The sequence below is a fragment of the Candidatus Hydrogenedentota bacterium genome, from assembly GCA_019637335.1.
Taxonomy (GTDB): domain Bacteria; phylum Hydrogenedentota; class Hydrogenedentia; order Hydrogenedentales; family JAEUWI01; genus JAEUWI01.
Map to the genome: position 1 here is coordinate 95,505 of JAHBVV010000013.1, position 17,141 is coordinate 112,645.

At 64.2% G+C, this 17,141-nt stretch carries 10 protein-coding genes; 3 read left to right on the forward strand and 7 right to left on the reverse strand.

Annotated elements, in window-relative coordinates; all coding sequences use genetic code 11:
• Positions 1 to 3: 3 nt before the first annotated feature.
• From nrfH to KF886_15145, 7 genes are all read right to left on the reverse strand, one after another.
• Positions 4 to 504 carry a cytochrome c nitrite reductase small subunit gene (gene nrfH, locus KF886_15115; protein MBX3178687.1) on the reverse strand — a complete coding sequence of 167 codons (501 nt, stop codon included), beginning with the start codon at positions 502 to 504 and terminating at the stop codon, positions 4 to 6.
• Positions 505 to 627: 123 nt separating this feature from the next.
• Complete coding sequence (locus KF886_15120) at positions 628 to 2,169, reverse strand: sodium/solute symporter (protein ID MBX3178688.1); 1,542 nt, start codon at positions 2,167 to 2,169, stop codon at positions 628 to 630.
• A gap of 188 nt (positions 2,170 to 2,357) precedes the next feature.
• Positions 2,358 to 4,877, reverse strand: a complete 2,520-nt coding sequence (locus KF886_15125; GenBank protein ID MBX3178689.1) for a hypothetical protein — start codon at positions 4,875 to 4,877, stop codon at positions 2,358 to 2,360.
• A gap of 103 nt (positions 4,878 to 4,980) precedes the next feature.
• Positions 4,981 to 5,262, reverse strand: a complete 282-nt coding sequence (locus KF886_15130; protein ID MBX3178690.1) for a HigA family addiction module antidote protein — start codon at positions 5,260 to 5,262, stop codon at positions 4,981 to 4,983.
• 581 nt (positions 5,263 to 5,843) lie between these two features.
• Entirely contained in the window at positions 5,844 to 7,082 is a 1,239-nt protein-coding gene (locus KF886_15135; protein ID MBX3178691.1) for a hypothetical protein, read from the reverse strand.
• Positions 7,083 to 7,169: 87 nt separating this feature from the next.
• Positions 7,170 to 7,838, reverse strand: coding sequence for a hypothetical protein (locus KF886_15140; protein MBX3178692.1), 669 nt, complete (start codon positions 7,836 to 7,838; stop codon positions 7,170 to 7,172).
• A gap of 71 nt (positions 7,839 to 7,909) precedes the next feature.
• Positions 7,910 to 9,643 (reverse strand): DUF1080 domain-containing protein, encoded by a 1,734-nt coding sequence (locus KF886_15145; GenBank protein ID MBX3178693.1) that lies wholly within the window; start codon positions 9,641 to 9,643, stop codon positions 7,910 to 7,912.
• 354 nt (positions 9,644 to 9,997) lie between these two features.
• On the opposite strand from KF886_15145, the gene KF886_15150 reads away from it, so the two are divergent.
• From KF886_15150 to KF886_15160, 3 genes are all read left to right on the forward strand, one after another.
• Positions 9,998 to 11,917 (forward strand): glycosyltransferase family 1 protein, encoded by a 1,920-nt coding sequence (locus KF886_15150; protein MBX3178694.1) that lies wholly within the window; start codon positions 9,998 to 10,000, stop codon positions 11,915 to 11,917.
• 285 nt (positions 11,918 to 12,202) lie between these two features.
• Complete coding sequence (locus tag KF886_15155) at positions 12,203 to 14,680, forward strand: trypsin-like peptidase domain-containing protein (protein MBX3178695.1); 2,478 nt, start codon at positions 12,203 to 12,205, stop codon at positions 14,678 to 14,680.
• Positions 14,681 to 14,783: 103 nt separating this feature from the next.
• Positions 14,784 to 16,802, forward strand: coding sequence for a hypothetical protein (locus KF886_15160; GenBank protein MBX3178696.1), 2,019 nt, complete (start codon positions 14,784 to 14,786; stop codon positions 16,800 to 16,802).
• Positions 16,803 to 17,141: the final 339 nt, after the last annotated feature.

Sequence of the window (17,141 nt, forward strand, 5' to 3'; positions counted from 1 at the left end):
GTTTCAGCGCGGCCCGTGGCCCACATCCGCGTGGCACTGGATACAGCTCGCCATTTCACCCCCCGCCTGCACGGGGAACATGTTGTGCACGACGTCCTGGTGGCATTCCAGGCAGTTGTTCTGCGTGATGCGCCGGTTGCGTGGCTTGATCTGGATCGGCTCGTGGAAGTTGTCCAGCGTAAACGCCACCGAGTGGAAGAAACCGTTGTCGGCCTTGGAGACATACTTTCCCACGAAATCATGCGGCAGGTGGCAGTCCACACACGCCGCAACGTGGTGGTGGCTCGATTTCTGCCACGTGTCGTAATAGTCCTGCATGATGTGGCAATTCGCGCAGGCCCGCGGATCCGTGCTCAGGTAGCTGAAGCCATTGGCGTAGCCGAAGGTGAAGGTCCCCACTCCCGCCAGCGCGCCGCAAGCCAGCACGGCCCCCACGAGGATTGCCCGCCGCACGAGCATGGCCCGCGTCGGGCGGGCGGTCACAGGGTCGCTGCCGTCGTTCATCTGGGTCCCTTTTCGGCTGAGGCATCGCGCTCCCTGCCGGCACTTCCGCAGGTCAGCGCGTGACCGCCCCCATCATAGTAAACAGGCCGCGCCCATGTCAAGAAATAATGTATATAAAATGCACTATTTGAGCGGCGTTACGGTCTCGTTTTCGCTGGATGTGGTCCAGATTGTAAGCCCGGCCAGGTCGCGCGTGTTGCCGCGAAGACAGCCGATTGCGTAGGCGCAGATGAGAAACACGCCGTTGACGAGTGCGCCGGTCCAGTAGCTGTGAATTTCGAGGGTAATGGCGGCGGGCAGTTTGCCGGCGAGTCCCAGCGCAAGGTAGATATTGAAGAGAATGGCCAGGAACATGGCGATGGTCGCCGCAAATCCGTCCACGCGGGTGGTGAAGAAGCCCAGCATGAACAGGCCCATCAGGCAGCCGCCGAAAACACTGGTCACAATCAGACTCACGTCGTTCATGCTCTCCTTGGGCAGGTAGCTGAAGGTGATGGCCCCAATGACCACGAGCATGGTCACGGCGGACGCCACGAGGCGCGCGGCGCGCAGGTAGAAGCGGTCTTCGCGGCCGGGCGCAATCCAGGGACGGAGAAGGTCAACCACGGTGACGGTGGAAATCGCGTTAATGCCGGAATCCAGCGAACTCATGGCGGCGGCCATGACCGCGGCGATCATGATCCCGGCGATGCCGGCGGGCACCCGGTTGAGGATGAAATACGGCAGGACCTGATCGGACTCCAGCGCCGCCACGGCCGGGTCGGGAAAGGCCTGGAAGTAGACGAACAGGCTCGTCCCCACGAAGAAGAACATGATCCACAGCGGCAGCGCGATGACCGAGTAGAGGATCGTGGCCTTCCGCGCTTCGCGGGTGGATCGCGCGGCGGCGTAGCGCTGGACCATGTTCTGGTCACCCCCGTAAATCGCCAGCCAGTTGATCACGCCGAGAATGGCCACGGTCCAGAAAGTTCGCTCGTGTAAGTTCCAGTCGAAGCTCCCCAGGCTGAACTTGTCTTGCGCGGCCCCCACCTCGAAGATCTGGCGGAAGCCCCCGGGCAGATCGAACGCGATTACACAGAAGCAGATCGCGCCGCCCAGCATGAGGATGATCGCCTGGATCACGTCCGTCCAGACCACGGCCTCGATCCCGCCGGCAATGGTGTAGAAGGCGATAAACAGGCCGCAGGCCACGATGACGGCGGTCATCGGCGCCCCCGTAAGCACCTGGATCGGCAGGCTCACGAGAAACAGGATCTGCGCCATGCGGATCACCTGCATGAGGATGAAACTGAGCGTGCCGTAGACGCGCGGCGCCGCGCCGTAGCGGCGGCCCAGGTACTCAAAGGCGGTTGTCAGGTTGCCCTGCCGGAAAAACGGAATAAACACCAGCACCGCCAGCACCGCCACGAAGGGCAGCACCAGGTTCACGTTCAACTGCCGCCAGTCCAGCACATACGCCGCGGCGGGCAGCGCCAGAAACGTCGCCGAGCTCACAATTGTGCCCAGCATGGACAGCCCCAGCACCCACCCGGAAAAGTTCCGGTTCCCCACGAAATACGCTTCCGTGGTGTCGTTCTTCCGCGCGAAATAGATCCCCGCGGCCACCATGGCCAGGAGGTACAGGCCGATGGCGGCGGCGTCCAGCGGGCGGATGGCGTGTTCCATGCAATGGCTTTCTTGAATGCGTGCGGGCTGCGGCTTGCGAGGGCCGCTATCTTACCGCGCCGGAACATGCCCGCGCGACCCGTGGAAGGAGCGGCGCCCGGGCGTATTCGGGACCCCGACTCAAGCGAACCGAGCCCGAAGGAGCGCTGGCATCCCTGCCGGTCAATCCCCGGCTCGAAGCGCTCGCTTCAGTCCGCGCATCGCTCGACAAAATAGTTCCCGCTGTAGTCCGGATCGCCGATCGGAAGATAATACAGCCAGTCCGCCGACTCATAGAGGATGACCTCCCCGATTTCCTCGTGCGCGAGCACCTCGCAGATGAGCGCTTCCCGCTCGGCGCGGGCGGTGTCGTAGTCCTGCCGGCGCAGGGTGTATTGCGCCTCGAAAAAGAAGCTCCGTGGCCCGCGGAAGCTGGACCCGCGGTTGCCCTCGAGGTCCCGCAGGGATTCGCGCAGGTGAATCTGGAACGGGCCCGGCTCCGGGATATCGCGCACCCCAAACAGCACGGGTTCCGTGGCCAGTCCGCTCAAGTCGAGCATGGCCATGCCCTCGCCGATGCTGTGGATGTGGTTGATCGTGCTCCAGACGCCCCCATACGCGCCGTACGGGGTTCCGTCCGGACGTGGCAGGGCCGCGATGGCGGCGCGGGCGCGCGCGGCGGCCTCGGCGCCCATCGGGACAACCGCGCGGGTGCGCACGCCGGGGAACGCGGCTTCGTAGTCGATTAGCAGCGCCCGGACGCCATCGGCCACGGCCCGGTTGCGCGCGTAACGCCACCGGAACGGGGTGTCGGGATCCTGGCAGTCGCCTTCCCACTCCCCGGGCTGCCACGTGGTGATGCGCTCGACCAGCGCCGGGTCCGCGGCCCATTCCCGAAGCACGGGATCCTCGGCCAAAGAAATTGGCGCATAGGCGCGGTCGATGCCCAGGTGGGTGTAGCCCTTTCGCGCCTGACGATAGGTCACCAGCGGCTGGAGGCCCGCGTCGCCATCGGCCTGGTAGGCCGCGAGCTGCACGTGCGACCGCGTGTTGACAAAGAGCTCGTCCACGGCCTCCAGATCGAGCAGGGTCTTCATCTCCCGCAGGACGTTCGCGCGGGCGGCGGGGCGCTGGAGGTCGATCATCTCCACGGAGTACGGATCGCCCAGGTCAATTACCAGCTGGCGTTCCCGCAGCGGAAGGCGCGCCGCCCCGGACTCGTAAATCAGCCGCGCACCGGTCTCGGTCGCATTAAACGTCGTCGCCTGGGCGCCGTCCGGTGGAATGCCCGGCACGCGGGTCTGGCGCTCGGCCTCTGGGTCGTTGTCGAGGACCCAGTACACGTTCTCCCGCCCGATCCGGTTGCCCGCGCGGGCATACAGCGTTACCGGCGCCAACGCGGGGAAGTCCAGCGCTTCCTCCGCGCCCGATGGGTTGGAAAGCACCAGAAAACGCGTTTCAAAGGGGACCTCCAGGCCGTCAATCACCAGTGCGCCATCCTCCACGCGCAGATCGAAGCCGCTGAGCGCCGCGCAGCGGGATGCGGCCTGACCGGCAAGGTCCGCGTAGGGGACGAGCGCGAAGGAGGCGTCGGCCCGCCGTTGCAGCACCAGCGAATCGTGTTGCAGCGGCGGATAGCCCCGCGCCTCGATGCGGAGGTTGTCGCCGCCGGCCCGGAAGCGCGCCAGGAAGGCCTCCGCGTTCTCCACGCCGGGGACGGCGATGCGGCCCAATCGCCCCTTGTCCTCGTGGCCCATCGCGCGCAGGATGGTGCGGTAATGGGCGAAGCACGCAGCCTCCATCTGGTAGTTCACCAGCGGCGTGGCCATCGGCAGGAAGCTCCACAGGAAACCGCCCTGTTCGTCGAAGGACGGAATCTCGTAGTATTTCGTCAGCGCCGTCTCAAACGGGCGAAAGCTCACCGTCAACCGCACGCCATGCTGCGCGGCGCTCTGGGATAGCATCGGCCCGAAATCCCGCATCAACCGGTATTCGTTCAACTGCCGGATCCAGTCCCACGAGATGTGGCGGCCCCAGTGGCCCGCCTCCGCGCCCTTCATCCGCTCCGCGATCAGCGCCTGAAATAGCGGACTTCCGTTCATCGCGTGGGCCTGCGCCGCATAGCGCGCCCAGTCTTCCGGTGCGTAGTTCTCCGGGTCGGCGATGTACGGCATCGGGCTCAGCCAGAAGATCATGCGGGTGACGCCGTGCGCCTGGCAGCGCCGGAAATACTGATCGAAGGCGTCCTTCGTCACCGGACGCCACGACCCGTCGGGCGCCTGGAAGATGCGGATGAGATCGTCGCCGAAATCCGCCAGATACGACAGCGGCCGCGCGGGCGGCCCGGGCTGGATGGTCAGGGTCTGGTATTCGATAGCGCCCCCCGGCAGCGCCAGGGCCACTTCCAGTTGAAAGGTCGTGTCCGGCGCGTCCGCCTCCGCCGCCACGCGCAAATAGCGATCCTCCGCCAGGTCCACCCGCAACCCCGGCAACGTGATCGCGTTGCCCTGCGCCAGGGTCGCCTCCCCCGCCTTCGCCACAAAGGTCATCCGCCCGCCCGCCGGAACCGGCCGCGTGAGAATGGGCCATGTCCGCGTCTCGCCGGCGAGATAGGGAAACGGGACCTCCGTGTTGCGCGGCGCGAGGAAGGGGGTGGCGGCGTGGACCGACGAAGCCAGAGCGAACAACAGCGCGCCAACGGCCAGGAGGTTGATGCGTTTCAAGGCCATGGAAATGATCATCCGCGTGATTGGGTTAGAGAATGTTTGCGAGTATAGCTGCGTATGACGCGTCGCCCCTAAACGGCTGTACTTCAACGAGGTATGCCGTCACTCACACACCGATGGGTACAACGTGAATGCTTGATTGGGACTTCCGGCACTGCCAAAGATCGTGGGCGTTTTGAAGTCGAAGCCAGTGATCGGCCGAAGGCCTCTCGAACACCAGTTCAAGCCGCAACGCCATTTCCGGCGTCACCGCGCCACGGCCGTTCAGCACTTTGGAAAGCGTCTTCCGGCTCACGCCCAGATGACCGGCGGCATCGGTAACCGTGAGGCCCAATGGATCAAGTACAAGTTCACGAAGGATTTCTCCGGGATGGGCTGGATTATGCATAGGTTACAATACGCCTTCTCTATCGATTTCCGTCAGACGTCCACGGGCGTCAACGTATAAACTTTGCCAATTCTTGATGCAGCTTCAAAATCCCGGTCGCGTAGCGCTGTCCGGACATCGTCCAATCGGTAGGCGTCTTCTACGGAAAGATAGGGTGAGCACGCGTCGTTATATTCCATCAAATCGACGACAACTTCAGCGAGGTAGCGCCCTTCTCGGATGTGCCTGATTCGTGTTCTTCGTGACTTCATGGTTGCCTCATCGCATCAGCATGACACAAGCGGCTTGTGGTCTGCCAATCGAAGGAAAATGAAGTTCAGTCTGTACGGAATGGCGTTTCCTTGCGGGTACAGGCACCCTCGCGCGTCGGTCTCTTTGACGCGTTCGCGACCGGGCGCAACGGGGCTCGGGAGCCAGTCCCCCTGCCAGCGCGTCCGCTCCCTCGTTACCACGGTCCACTGTGGTACTGCGTACCGTGCCGCTCCCGCGGCACAGCATACGGAGGGCAACCTCGATTTCGCTCACCGACGGTGGATGAGACCAAAACCGTATCGACTACTTTCACGTAGCTGGAAACCACACTATTCCAACTGCCCCGCCAGCCACGCCCGCAGGCGCTCCTCCAGGGGCGCGGGGCTTCCTTCCAGCACGTTGAAATCCTGCGCGCGTATCAGCTGCCGCTGCCATCCATCCCGCTCGGCGGCTTCCCCGTCCACCGGCCCTGTGAACGACGGCGGCACGGCCACCACGTCCCATTCCTGCCGCCCGAAGCTGAGCGACCAGTTCATGGTCCAGGTGAAGTGGCGCTTGAAATCCTCAATACCCTCGGCGGGCGCTTCTGCCGGCACGGCGATAAACACCAGGTCCGGCGGATTGTCCCGCACGGCCTTCGCTTCGGCCTCGAAATCCGCCATCGACTTCCCGGCCACCGTCCAGGTGGTGACCGTGACCTCGGATTCCGGGGCGGCCTCCTTCAACACCGCCGGCAGCAGCGTGTCGTAGGGCGGCATGGCGAGGATGCGGATGGTCTGCTTCGCGTCGATGAGCGCGAGGGTATGCGGGATCATCGGCTCGGGTGCGGGGACATCCGCAAGCGCGACCGCCTCGCCCGTGGCCGCCGCCACGATGGTCTCGGCGATCAGCTTGTGCCCCGCCATGTTGGGGTGGATCTCGTCGCTCATGAGGAAGGCCCACGCCCGCGCGTCCCCGTCACGCACCGCCTCAAAGGCGTTGTAGCAATCCGCCAGCGCCGTCTGCTCCGCAGCCGCGACCTCGCGGACCGCGGCGGCGTACTCCAGCAGCTTCGCCGTGGGGCGACTTTCGGTGTCGCGGACGTTGTTGGGGGTGCAGAGCATCACCTCCGCCCCGATGGCGCGGCATTGAGCCACGATTTCCCGGAGGTTGGCGCGATAGTCTTCCAGCGGCACACGGGTCATATCGTTGAGGCCGAACATCACCGTCACCAGGTCCGGCCTGTGCGCGAGTACATCCTTGTCAATACGTTCCAAGGCCTTGGCGGTCGTGTGGCCGCTCACGCCGGCGTTGATCGCGGTGACTTTCGCGTCCGGGAAGGCCTGCTGGAGTCCTGTCGCCACCATGTCCGTATAGGCCCGCCGTCCGCCGGTATGGTAGTAGAGCCCGGTGACGCTATCCCCAAAGCAGATGACTGTGACGGATTGGTTGGCGGCAAGTTTTTCGGCGGTCGCAAGAGTTTGAGGTTGGGCGGTGGCGACGGAGGTGGAAAGGACCCAAAGGACGGAAAGGACATAAGGGACAAACAGGCGTGGCTTGGCTGACCAGCGAAGGTGGTTCATCTTCATGTCAGAGCTTTCTGTGCCGGGTCTGTTCGGCGAGAGCGGAATGGTATAGCGTTATCGGAATCGACGAGTCGCGAACTCGGCTTGCTTCTAGTCGTCTTGCGCGGCAATCTCGGCGTGTGTTGATTCGCCATCAGATGAACACTCATCTGCCGGGTCCAGGCTCCGGTTGTTCACATACGAGACCGCAACGGCATATAAGACCGCGATCGCGCACAGGGTGGCGATCAACAGTCCCCACGAAAGCAGCCGTTCTGTGGAATTTGCCGGCCCGAAGTAATCCCAGAGTCGGACAAAAATAACGGCGAGCCAGAAGCAGGCCGTAAGCATCGCGATCAAGGGTTGTGGCGCCCACGCGTTCGAGGGTATGAACGCATTTCGGTGGCCGATAGGCACGGGGCGCACGGCTGGATGGGCCTCAATCCAACGGGAGGCGAGTTCGCTACGATAGGTGTTGATGCGGAAGAGGCTCCAGTAGATCGCCAGCGACACAACGAAGCCAGGCAATGGAAGGAGCGTCTTAAGCGCCAGTTCCAGCGGCCGGTCCGGCCCGCCAGAAACGGCAAGGACGGACAACGGAATTACCAGCACGGCGTTGAGCCCAAGCAAACCCAGCAAGCCCTTTTGCATTCGGGCGTCCAGTCGGTCGAACAGGCCCTCGTACCGGGTCCAGTCGCGATCCAGGTCCCCCGTCGTCCAACGGCGCCCTTTCGCTGAAGCTTGCGGAGGCGTTGCGCCCCCCGATTCCTCATTGCCCATGATGCTCCCTCACTTTCGTTGTATACCTCACCAGGCTCACCGTTGAAGGTGGCGAACTGGAACAAGCGGCGCTACGCCGCAATACGCTCAGGATACCACATCAACATCGGATCCGGGCCGTCGCCGGTGTCCACGGTCGCCTCCACCTCCAGGGTTTCCGTGTTCACGACATGCAGGCCATCGGTGTATTCACAGCCCACGAATGCGCGTTTTTCGTCCGGGCTCAGCTCCACGCCGATCGCATGCCCCCCCACCTTCACCCGCTTGATCTCCTTGCGCGACGCCACGTCGATCACGATAAGTTCGCCCTCGGGCGTCCAGCTCGGAACGAAGGCCCGCGATCCATCCTTCGTAAACTTAATGCGCACCGGCATCCCGGGCACATCAAAGCGTTCGACGACCGTATGGCTGGCCAGTTCGATGATGGACATCGACCCGCCGCTCTGGTTCGCGACCCACAGATACTTGCCGTCGGGCGTGAAGGCCATGCCCTCCGCGCCTTCCTCGCAGGAAACCTGGGTAATCAGTTCTCCGCTTTCACGGTCGATCACGGACACATTCTCGCTGGTGATATTCGCCGTGTAGATCCGCTGGTTGTCCGGCGACACCAGCACCATGTGCGAGATCTTCCCGTGCGTCGGGATACCCCGCGTCACCGCGTGCGTGGCTGTATCCACTTCCACCACCCAGCCGGTCTGGCCGGCGGTGAAATAGGCATGCTTGCCGTCCGGGGCCATGGTCGCGCCATGGATCCGGGTGTACTCGCCCGTCGGGATCTGCTTGATGTGGTTGCGCGCCACCAGATCCACCACCGATATCGTGTCGCCCGGCGCGGCGTAGTTGGAGAGGTACATGAAGCGCTGGTCCGGAGTGATCGTCATTTCGTGCGGGTTCGGGCCGACCGTAATCGTCTGTTCGACTTGGAGGCTCTCGGGATGGACGTAGCTTAAGGTGTCGCTGTGCTTGTTGGCCACGAGCAGCATCGGCCCATCGCTGATCGGGCCCGAAACCGCCGCGGCGGCCTGCGCGAGCGGCGTCAGCTCGATGCGCCGGACAAACAGCTCCGCCGCCTCGGATTGCACCTGGATCCGTCCCTTTTGGGGTTTGCAGTCGATCGCGCGGTTCACCACGATCCCATTGAGCAGCACCGTGATCTTGCCGCCGTCGGCGATCACTTCAAGCCGGTTCCACTCGCCCACCGGCTTCTCCACGTCCTTCGGCCCACGGAAGTCGAGCTTGTCCTCCCAGTTCGGATCGCGGCCCCACCAGTTGATGCGCCCGCCGTTCACGGTGATCGGGTCCCCGTCCGGGCTGAACACCGGCACGGTCCCGTGCCGCTCTTCGGCCACCGGCGCCGTGATCTGGTAGTTGTCGGATTTATCGCCCACCACGATGAAGTCGCCCGTGCCGCCCTCGATCATCTGCACCTCCAGCGAATGCATCCAGGTATTGCTGTAGCCGCCATCCTCGCCCACCGAGTGGATCAGCAGCCCCGAGTCCCGCGCGCGGTCCAGGCGGGGCTCCCAGGTTTTCTCGCCCCACTTGAACTCCAGCACCAGGTGGTAGTTCTCGTACTCCTCGTTGGTCGTGATGCAGCCCCACTCCTCGCCGGAAATCCGCAGGACCCCATCCTGCATCGTGAAAACCTGCTTCGGGTCGTTGTCGCGCCCGCTTTCCTTGAGCCACGTGTACCAGTGCTTAAGCGTGCCGTCTTCGAGCAGGTCGATGGTGTTCGGGGCGGCATGGCGCGGCGCGGCCACCAGGAGCATCGCGGTGATTAAAAGGTATCGGAGTGTTTTTCGCATAAAATCCGGGTAATCCTCTGGGTTGGGCGCGATTCGCGCATGGTTTGTCCAAGTATAAGAACGCCCCGGCGGGATTGCAACGCGCCCCGCCGATACAGGGCAATCGCATTTAAACTTCCAACTCGATCCGAGCGCCACATGAACCACCTTCAATCTTATAAAGGGCGCGTGTTGGAGCGCTGGCATCCCTGCCGGCACAGATGCCGGCGCTCCAAAACGCTCACTATCGTTGATTCAAGGTTCCAAATCGACTCAAGTTTACGCCCATATACCGAGATCGAGTTTAAATGCGATTGCCCTGCCCGCCGATTCCGCGCTCGAATTCGCGCCCCAACCCTGTGCTACCGTATCGCCATGCTCGACCGACTCCTCCAGTGGATCCCGCCCGATCGCCACGCGGACTACCTGCGCCTGCTGGGCCACGTCCCGCCGTGGGCAAAGAGGATTGCCCTGCTGGGCGATCCCTGCGCGGCGCTCGGCTACCTCCTCAGGAAGCGCGGCGGCTGCGTCACGGGCTTCATCGACGACCCGAAGGCCGCGGCCATCGCCGGTGAAATTCTGGATGCCGTCCGTCCTCTGTCCCCCGCTTCGGGCGCCGCACAAGAAGAACCCTTCGACGCACTGCTGCTCTGTGGCCTCGAAACCAGCGCGGATGCCGTCTTCGCCGCTCTGTCCATGCTGGCGCCCGGGCTCGGCCCGAATACCTGGATCTTCGCGCTCCACGGAAATCCCGCGCTGGGCGGGCGCCCCGGGAACACCGAGACCCTGGCCAGCGATGTGACGGAACGGCTCGCGAACGCGGGTTTTCCGGCCATTCGCCGCTACCCCGACGGGCCGCCGGACGCGGGAATGCTCCATCTCGCGGCCCCCGCGGGCTACGATCCGGTTGCCCACGCGCGCAGCCTCCGCAATCAGGGCCTCTTCGAGTACGCGTATACCGTCCTGGAGCTTGTCCCCCCGCCCCCCCACGCGCGTCGGCCCGCCGCCCTGGAAAAACTTGCCATACTCGCCGCCTGGATCCACCACGATCGCGGGCGCGATGTGTCCCACCTCATCAGCCGCGCGCTGGACGCCTTCTACCTGCTGACCAACGAATCGCCGCGCGATCCAGATGCGTATCTCGCCATGGCCGACTGCTGGGCAAGTGCGGGCGCTCCCGATATGGCGCGCCGGCTGCTTCAGTCGATCGGATACGCCGCGCCCGGCTCGGAAATCGACGCCCGGCTCGCGGCCCTGCCGGAGGTGACTCTTCCCCGCGAACATATATCGGATCCGCCCGAATGGATGCCCGGCCGCCCCGCGCGGGTACTGTTCCTGCTGCATCCCCGCCCCCATTTCGGCCTGGACGCCCTGTTCGATGGCCTCTGTGATTGCCTGGGCGATGAAAATGTGGTCGATTTTCCGTGGAAACCCACCCTGCACGGCCAGGAATCCGAGGCCCACCGGGATTACCCCTGCCGTTACCAGCGGCGCGGCGCGCCGGAGGGCGTTACGGCGCTGGTGGAGGCCTTGCGGGCGGGACATTTCGACGCGATCCTCTACGGCGATGTCGAAGGGGACTTGCCCCCTGACCATATTCGGGCCCTGTTGGCGGCGCGCGGGGATTGCCCGGTGTTTCTCATGGACGCGCTCGATCAGCCCTGTAATTTCCGCGATCTCGTCCGGAACCGCCTCGGCCTGGAACGTTTTCACGGCTATTTCAAGCGCGAGATGCTCCACAACGTCGACTACGGCCCCAACGCCTGGCCACTGCCCTTCGCCTACGCCACCCCCACCGGCGACTTTCGCCCGATCACGGAGCGCCCGCGCCCCTTTTTCTGGGCGGGCCACCGGCAATTCGGCCAGCGGCGGCTCTACCTCGAAGCCCTGGAAGCGCGCTACGGCTGGGATCTCAACGAGCGCTTCGACCAGGCCGAATACCAGCGTCGCCTGCGGGAAAGCCGGATCGGGCTCAATTGCTTCGGCATGGGGTTCGACACCGTCCGCTACTGGGAGTTGCCGGCGCATGGCTGCCTCCTGCTCAGCGACCGCCTGCCCATACAGATCCCGCACAATTTCGTGGACGGGCGCCACGCCGTCTTTTTCGACACCCTGCCGGAACTAATCGAAAAGATCGACCACTACCTGGCGCACCCGGCGGAGGCCGAAGCCATCGCGGCGGCGGGGCGGGCGCATTTCCTTGAACGCCATACCAACGCCGCCCGCGCCCGCCAGGCCCTGGGCTGGATGTCCAGGGCAATCACATCGAAACGGGATCGCGGCATTGGGGCGTAAACGTGGGTCAATTTGGAGCCTTGAATTAATGAAAGTGAGCGTGTTGGAGCGCCGGCATCTCGGCCGGCAAAGTCACGGATTCGCCGCAGGCGAAATGCCAGCGCGCCAACACGGCCCCTTTTGACGTTGCGGGTGGTTCGTATGGCGCTTGGCTCGTACCGAAACGTTATCTGCGATTGCCCTCGGCTGAATTTTCCGCAAGACTACACTTTGAGGCGGGATTTGGTATAGTAACGGTAGGTTTTCGATTCGTGGGGCGGCGAGAAGAGGAAGGTAGGCGTAGTGATGAGGGACAGGCTCTTGCGCATACAACAATCAGCGTTCGGGCGGGTAATCGCCGGTTTCATTGTCGTTGCCGCGGTTCCCGCGTTCGCGGGCGAAGGCAAGCCCTCCCGCACGGTCATCAGCGGCGATCCCTGGGTCCCGTCCCCGCCGGGCGCGGCGCCCAAAATCATCTATGGCAGCGACGACCGGATCGATGTGTACCAGGAAACCGATCCGCAGCGCCTCGCCTGGGCCGCTTCCACCTGCGCGCTCATGAGCAGCAGCAGCCTCACCTCGAATCCGGATGGCTCGTTTAATATTCGCACCTCCGCCTACGGGGTGTGCCCGGACGAACCCTTCGCAAACCAGCCCACCGCCGCCTTTTGCTCCGGCTTCATGGTCGGCCCCGATCTCATCGCCACCGCCGGGCACTGTTACGACTCCGGAGACATCGGCAACGCCCGATTCGTATTCGGCTACGTCATGCGGGACGCCAACAACGCCGTCCTGAATGTGGACGCCGAAAACGTGTATACCGGCGTCGAACTGGTTGGACAGGCCCTCTCCGGGGACCTCGACTACGCTGTCGTGCGCGTGGATCGCAATATCACCGCGCCCGGCGCCGTGCCCTTCGAAATCCGCCGCGAGGGCGTCGTGCCCGTGGGCGCGAATGTGGGCGTGATCGGCCATCCCTCCGGGCTTCCCATGAAGATCGCGTTCGGCGACAATACGGTGGTCCGGAACAACAGTAATCCCTCCTTTTTCGTCGCCAACCTGGACACCTACGGCGGCAATTCGGGCTCGCCCGTGATAAATCCGCTCACCGGAATCGTTGAGGGCATTCTCGTTCGGGGCGATACCGATTTCATATTCGACGGCGGCTGCATGCGCTCCAATGTCGTCAGCAATACGGGCGGGCGCGGCGAGGATGTAACCAAGACCTCCGTTTTCGCGGATATCGTGCCCCAATTGATCAGCGGTGACGGCGCTGTCGCGCTGGACCGCGAGACCTACGGCTGTAATGACATGCTGATGGTCACGCTTCGCGACAGCGACCTCGCGGGCGAGGGTTCGGCCACCGTCTCCGTCGAAACGAGCGGCGGCGACATGGAATCGATTGTCCTTTCGCCCGGCATGCTTTCGGGCGAGTTCTCGGGCATGTTGGAAATTACGGCGGCCGCGCCAGTTCCGGGGGACGGCGCCCTCCAGACGGCGGAAGGCGAAACCATCACGGTAATTTACCTGGACGCCATGCACGGGCCGGAAGCGCCCGATGAAGTGACCGCCACCGCCACAGTCGATTGCACGCCGCCCGGCGTTGCGAGTGTCGAGGTCACCATGGCGGGCAGCCAGTTCGCCATCATTTCGTTCACAACGACCGAGCCCGCGTCTGGATTCATACGGGTGGGCGAGTCTTGCGGTGAGATCCTTGCGCAGGCGCCGTTTATTCTGGATACCGACCACCGGGTGACCGTTACCGGGCTCCTTCCGCTGACCGCCTACCGCTTCCACATCACTCTGGAGGATGAAGCGGGCAACCCGGCCGTCGCAAACAACGGCGGGGCCTGCTTTGAACTGAACACCGTGGAAAGTGTGCGGTACTACACGGAGGCGTTCGGCCCCGGTCGCGCCGTGGACCTGGCCAACCTGGCGCTCACGTTCATTCCCGATGGAAACGGCAGCTACGATGTTTGCCGCGAGAGCATTTCTTCCCTGCCGGTGGACAGCACTGGCGCGACGCCCCTCGTGCTCGGCGACGACGCCACGGTCCAGGTCTCGCTGGAGGGCAAGGCGCCCGTGGTCTTCCAGGGGATCGCGTATTCCAGCCTCTTCGTGAATTCCAATGGAAATATTACCTTTGAAAGCGGCGACTCATCCTTCGGAACGTCCATCGAAGAGCATTTTGACGCCCCGCGCGTCTCGCCCTTCTTCTGCGACTTGAACCCGGCCGCCGGAGGGCAGGTCTGGCACAAATCCCTGTCCGACCGTTTCGTCGTGACGTGGAACGCCGTCCCCCGGTTTTCCAGCAGTTCGCCGAACACGATGCAGGTGGAACTTTTCACAGACGGGCGCATCCGTTTCTCGTACCGCGCATTGACCACCGGAACGGCTTTTGTGGGCCTGTCCGCCGGGCTGGGCCTGATGCCCGATTTTGTCTCGGACGATTTTTCCGCTTCCCAATCGTGCATCGTGTCGGGCGATCGCTTCCATAGCGCGGACACGGACCAGAACAACGCGATCAGCCTCCAGGAATTGCTCCGCATCATCCAGTTCTACAACCTGGACGGCTATCACTGTGATGCGGCGGGCGAAGACGGCTATGCGACGGGTCCGGGCGTCGAGGACTGCGATCCGCACGATATCGACTATAACCCGCAGGACTGGCAGGTGAGCCTGTCGGAAGTCCTCCGGCTCGTGCAGTTCTTCAATGCCGCCGGCTACAGCCATGATCCCGGCGCCGGCACGGAGGACGGATTCGTGCCGCTGGTTGCGCGGTAACCCCCCCGCGACAATTGCAGAAAAACGGGAGCCGGTCCGCATCTTTCCGGTACACTACGGGGTTTACGTTCCCGCGCAACCACCGGAAGGAGACCCCGTTGCCATGAATCCGGGCCTGACGGCCATGCGGCCAGCCACCATCTTTCTTGTCGCACTCTCCCTGAGTATCGGCTGGGGCATTCGCGGCAATTTCGGGCACGAATACGGCGCGATGATTCCCGGCGCACTCGCGGGCCTCGCGGTGGCGCTGCTTTCCGGCCGCGAAGACTGGCGGGCGCGCGCCCCCTACCTGGCCTTTTTCGGCGCGCTCGGCTGGGCCTTCGGCGGCTCCATGTCCTACATGCAGGTCGTCTCCTACACCCATTCCGGCCACCTGCCCAGCCAGATCTACGGCTTCTTTGGCGTCTTTGTGCTCGGCTTTCTCTGGGCGGCCATGGGCGGCGCCGGCACGGCCTTCGGCGCAATCGCGGATCGCGCGCGCCTGGCGGAAGTCTTCCGGCCCCTCTGCTGGATCTTCATCGCCTGGGTTATCTTCAAGAAATTCGTCCTCCATGAGCTCGAAACCCTCTTCCCGGAGGGGTACGACCCCACCTGGTCCCGCCAGGCCGCGCACACCTACTGGTTCGACGCCGACTGGATGGAAACCACCACCGCGATCCTCGCGCTTCTCCTCTTTGAACTCTGGGACAACCGCTGGGACCACTTCCGTCGGGGCCGCGCGATCGTGCTCCTGCCGCTCTGCATTGCGGCGGGCGCCCTGCTGGGCTACGGCGCGCAGGCCGTCCTGAACACCACCGGCGCCGCGCCGCACGCGGCCGCCGCCCTGGTTCAATACCAGGTCAGCCCCGAATTCGTCGCCCGCGCGGCGGAAGAACGCGGCCTGGCCGAGGCCGAAGTGCTCGCCGACCAGCTCATCAACTGGCCCAACGCCGTGCTCTTCTTCCCGCACCATGTCGGCTGGTTCGTGGGCGCGCTCGTGGGGCTCGGGCTCTATTTCTTCCGCTACGGGCGATTCGCGTCGGGCGCATCCCTTTTCATGCACATGGCCCTCGGCTGGTTCGCCTGTTTTCTACTCTTCCCCGTCCTCCTCGGCCACCCGATCGAAAGCGGCCCCACACTATTCCGCATGACCCCGCCCCGCGGCGACAACTGGGCCGGCGTCCTCGGTGTGGTCGTCGGAACCGGCGTCTGGCTCCTGCGCAACGGCTACGTGCCCGTGCTCTTCGGCATGCTGCTCACCGGAATTCTCGGCGGCGTGGGATTCGCCGGCGGTGCGCTTATCAAGCTGATGTTGGTCCGTCCGGGCAACCCGCACGTGGAAATCGACCCCGCGATCATCGCCCAGTGGGAGCACTGGCAGCGCGCCAACTGGCACAGCGTCATGGAACAGACCCACGGTTTTCTCCACGGCGTCGCCCTGGCCATCGCCATGGGCCTTCTCGCGCGCCGCACCAGCCGCAACGACGGCGTCCCCGCCGAGGCCCGCTGGACCGCCGCCTTCGCCGCCGCCTTCGTCCTATTCGGCGTCACCTACCTCAACATGTACAAGAACGTGCTCGAGTGGGTAAAGAACGACTTGATGCCAGAGGCCATGCCAATGCCCCTTTTCGGCGCGATCCAGTTGAGCGCCTGGGGCTGGTTCAACCTCATCTTCGCCGCCGCCGCCATCGCCGGGATCGCCCTCCTCTGGCGTCACCAGCGCGCGCCGATTGACCTCGTGCCCCGATCCGCCCTGGGGCGCGGACAAATGCTCTACGTGGCGTTCCTGGCGGCCGTGTGCGTCATGAACTTCGAGCGCGCGCTCACCGGCTTCACCGATCAGCGCCTCATCACCGAAGGCATGATCTTTCTGAACGCCACCCTGGCCACCGTCCTGATCCTGATCCTGCCCCGGCCCGGATTCCAGCCCCCGGAACACGGGCAGATCCGATACGGCGACACCCTCCTGCGCACGGCCTGGGGCGGGCTGGTCGCCGTTCTAATCACGGCCTTCGGCATGACCGCCATCGTCCGCGCCATGTATGGCGGCAACTTCGCCGGCCACGCCAACCAGCAGTTCCGATTCGGCGACGAGGCCGTCTGGCGCATCGAACCCACCGAGAAGAGCGGCCGCCACAGCTGAGCCCTCGCGGGGACTGGCAACAGCGACGACGAACACCCCAGCCGCGAAAGCGCCGCATCCCATCCCAGCATCGCGGGGGCCTGCTCCGAAAATACACAGGCGGGACGCCTGTGCCACATTCCTTTAAAGGTACCCTTAATAACCAAGGTGAAGCGTCCAAAGAACGTGGCACAGCCGTCCCGGCTGTGTACCGGTTGCGAAGCAGCCGAATTCCAATCCAGCCGCGAAAGCGCTCCAAACCACCCCCAAATCGCGGGGGCGGCTCTGAAACCTCAAAGGGAGCCACGCGCGCCATCCTCCTGCGGCAGATCTCCGACGTTCAAGCTCCGTGGCTCCGTG

Bases quoted from the DNA above. Each gene is read 5' to 3' on its own strand.
- KF886_15155 (MBX3178695.1), top strand. From the start codon at position 12,203: ATGAGGGACAGGCTCTTGCGCATACAACAATCAGCGTTCGGGCGGGTA.
- KF886_15135 (MBX3178691.1), bottom strand. From the start codon at position 7,082: ATGAAGATGAACCACCTTCGCTGGTCAGCCAAGCCACGCCTGTTTGTC.
- nrfH (MBX3178687.1), bottom strand. From the start codon at position 504: ATGAACGACGGCAGCGACCCTGTGACCGCCCGCCCGACGCGGGCCATG.
- KF886_15125 (MBX3178689.1), bottom strand. From the start codon at position 4,877: ATGGCCTTGAAACGCATCAACCTCCTGGCCGTTGGCGCGCTGTTGTTC.
- KF886_15140 (MBX3178692.1), bottom strand. From the start codon at position 7,838: ATGGGCAATGAGGAATCGGGGGGCGCAACGCCTCCGCAAGCTTCAGCG.
- KF886_15120 (MBX3178688.1), bottom strand. From the start codon at position 2,169: ATGGAACACGCCATCCGCCCGCTGGACGCCGCCGCCATCGGCCTGTAC.
- KF886_15130 (MBX3178690.1), bottom strand. From the start codon at position 5,262: ATGCATAATCCAGCCCATCCCGGAGAAATCCTTCGTGAACTTGTACTT.
- KF886_15145 (MBX3178693.1), bottom strand. From the start codon at position 9,643: ATGCGAAAAACACTCCGATACCTTTTAATCACCGCGATGCTCCTGGTG.
- KF886_15150 (MBX3178694.1), top strand. From the start codon at position 9,998: ATGCTCGACCGACTCCTCCAGTGGATCCCGCCCGATCGCCACGCGGAC.
- KF886_15160 (MBX3178696.1), top strand. From the start codon at position 14,784: ATGAATCCGGGCCTGACGGCCATGCGGCCAGCCACCATCTTTCTTGTC.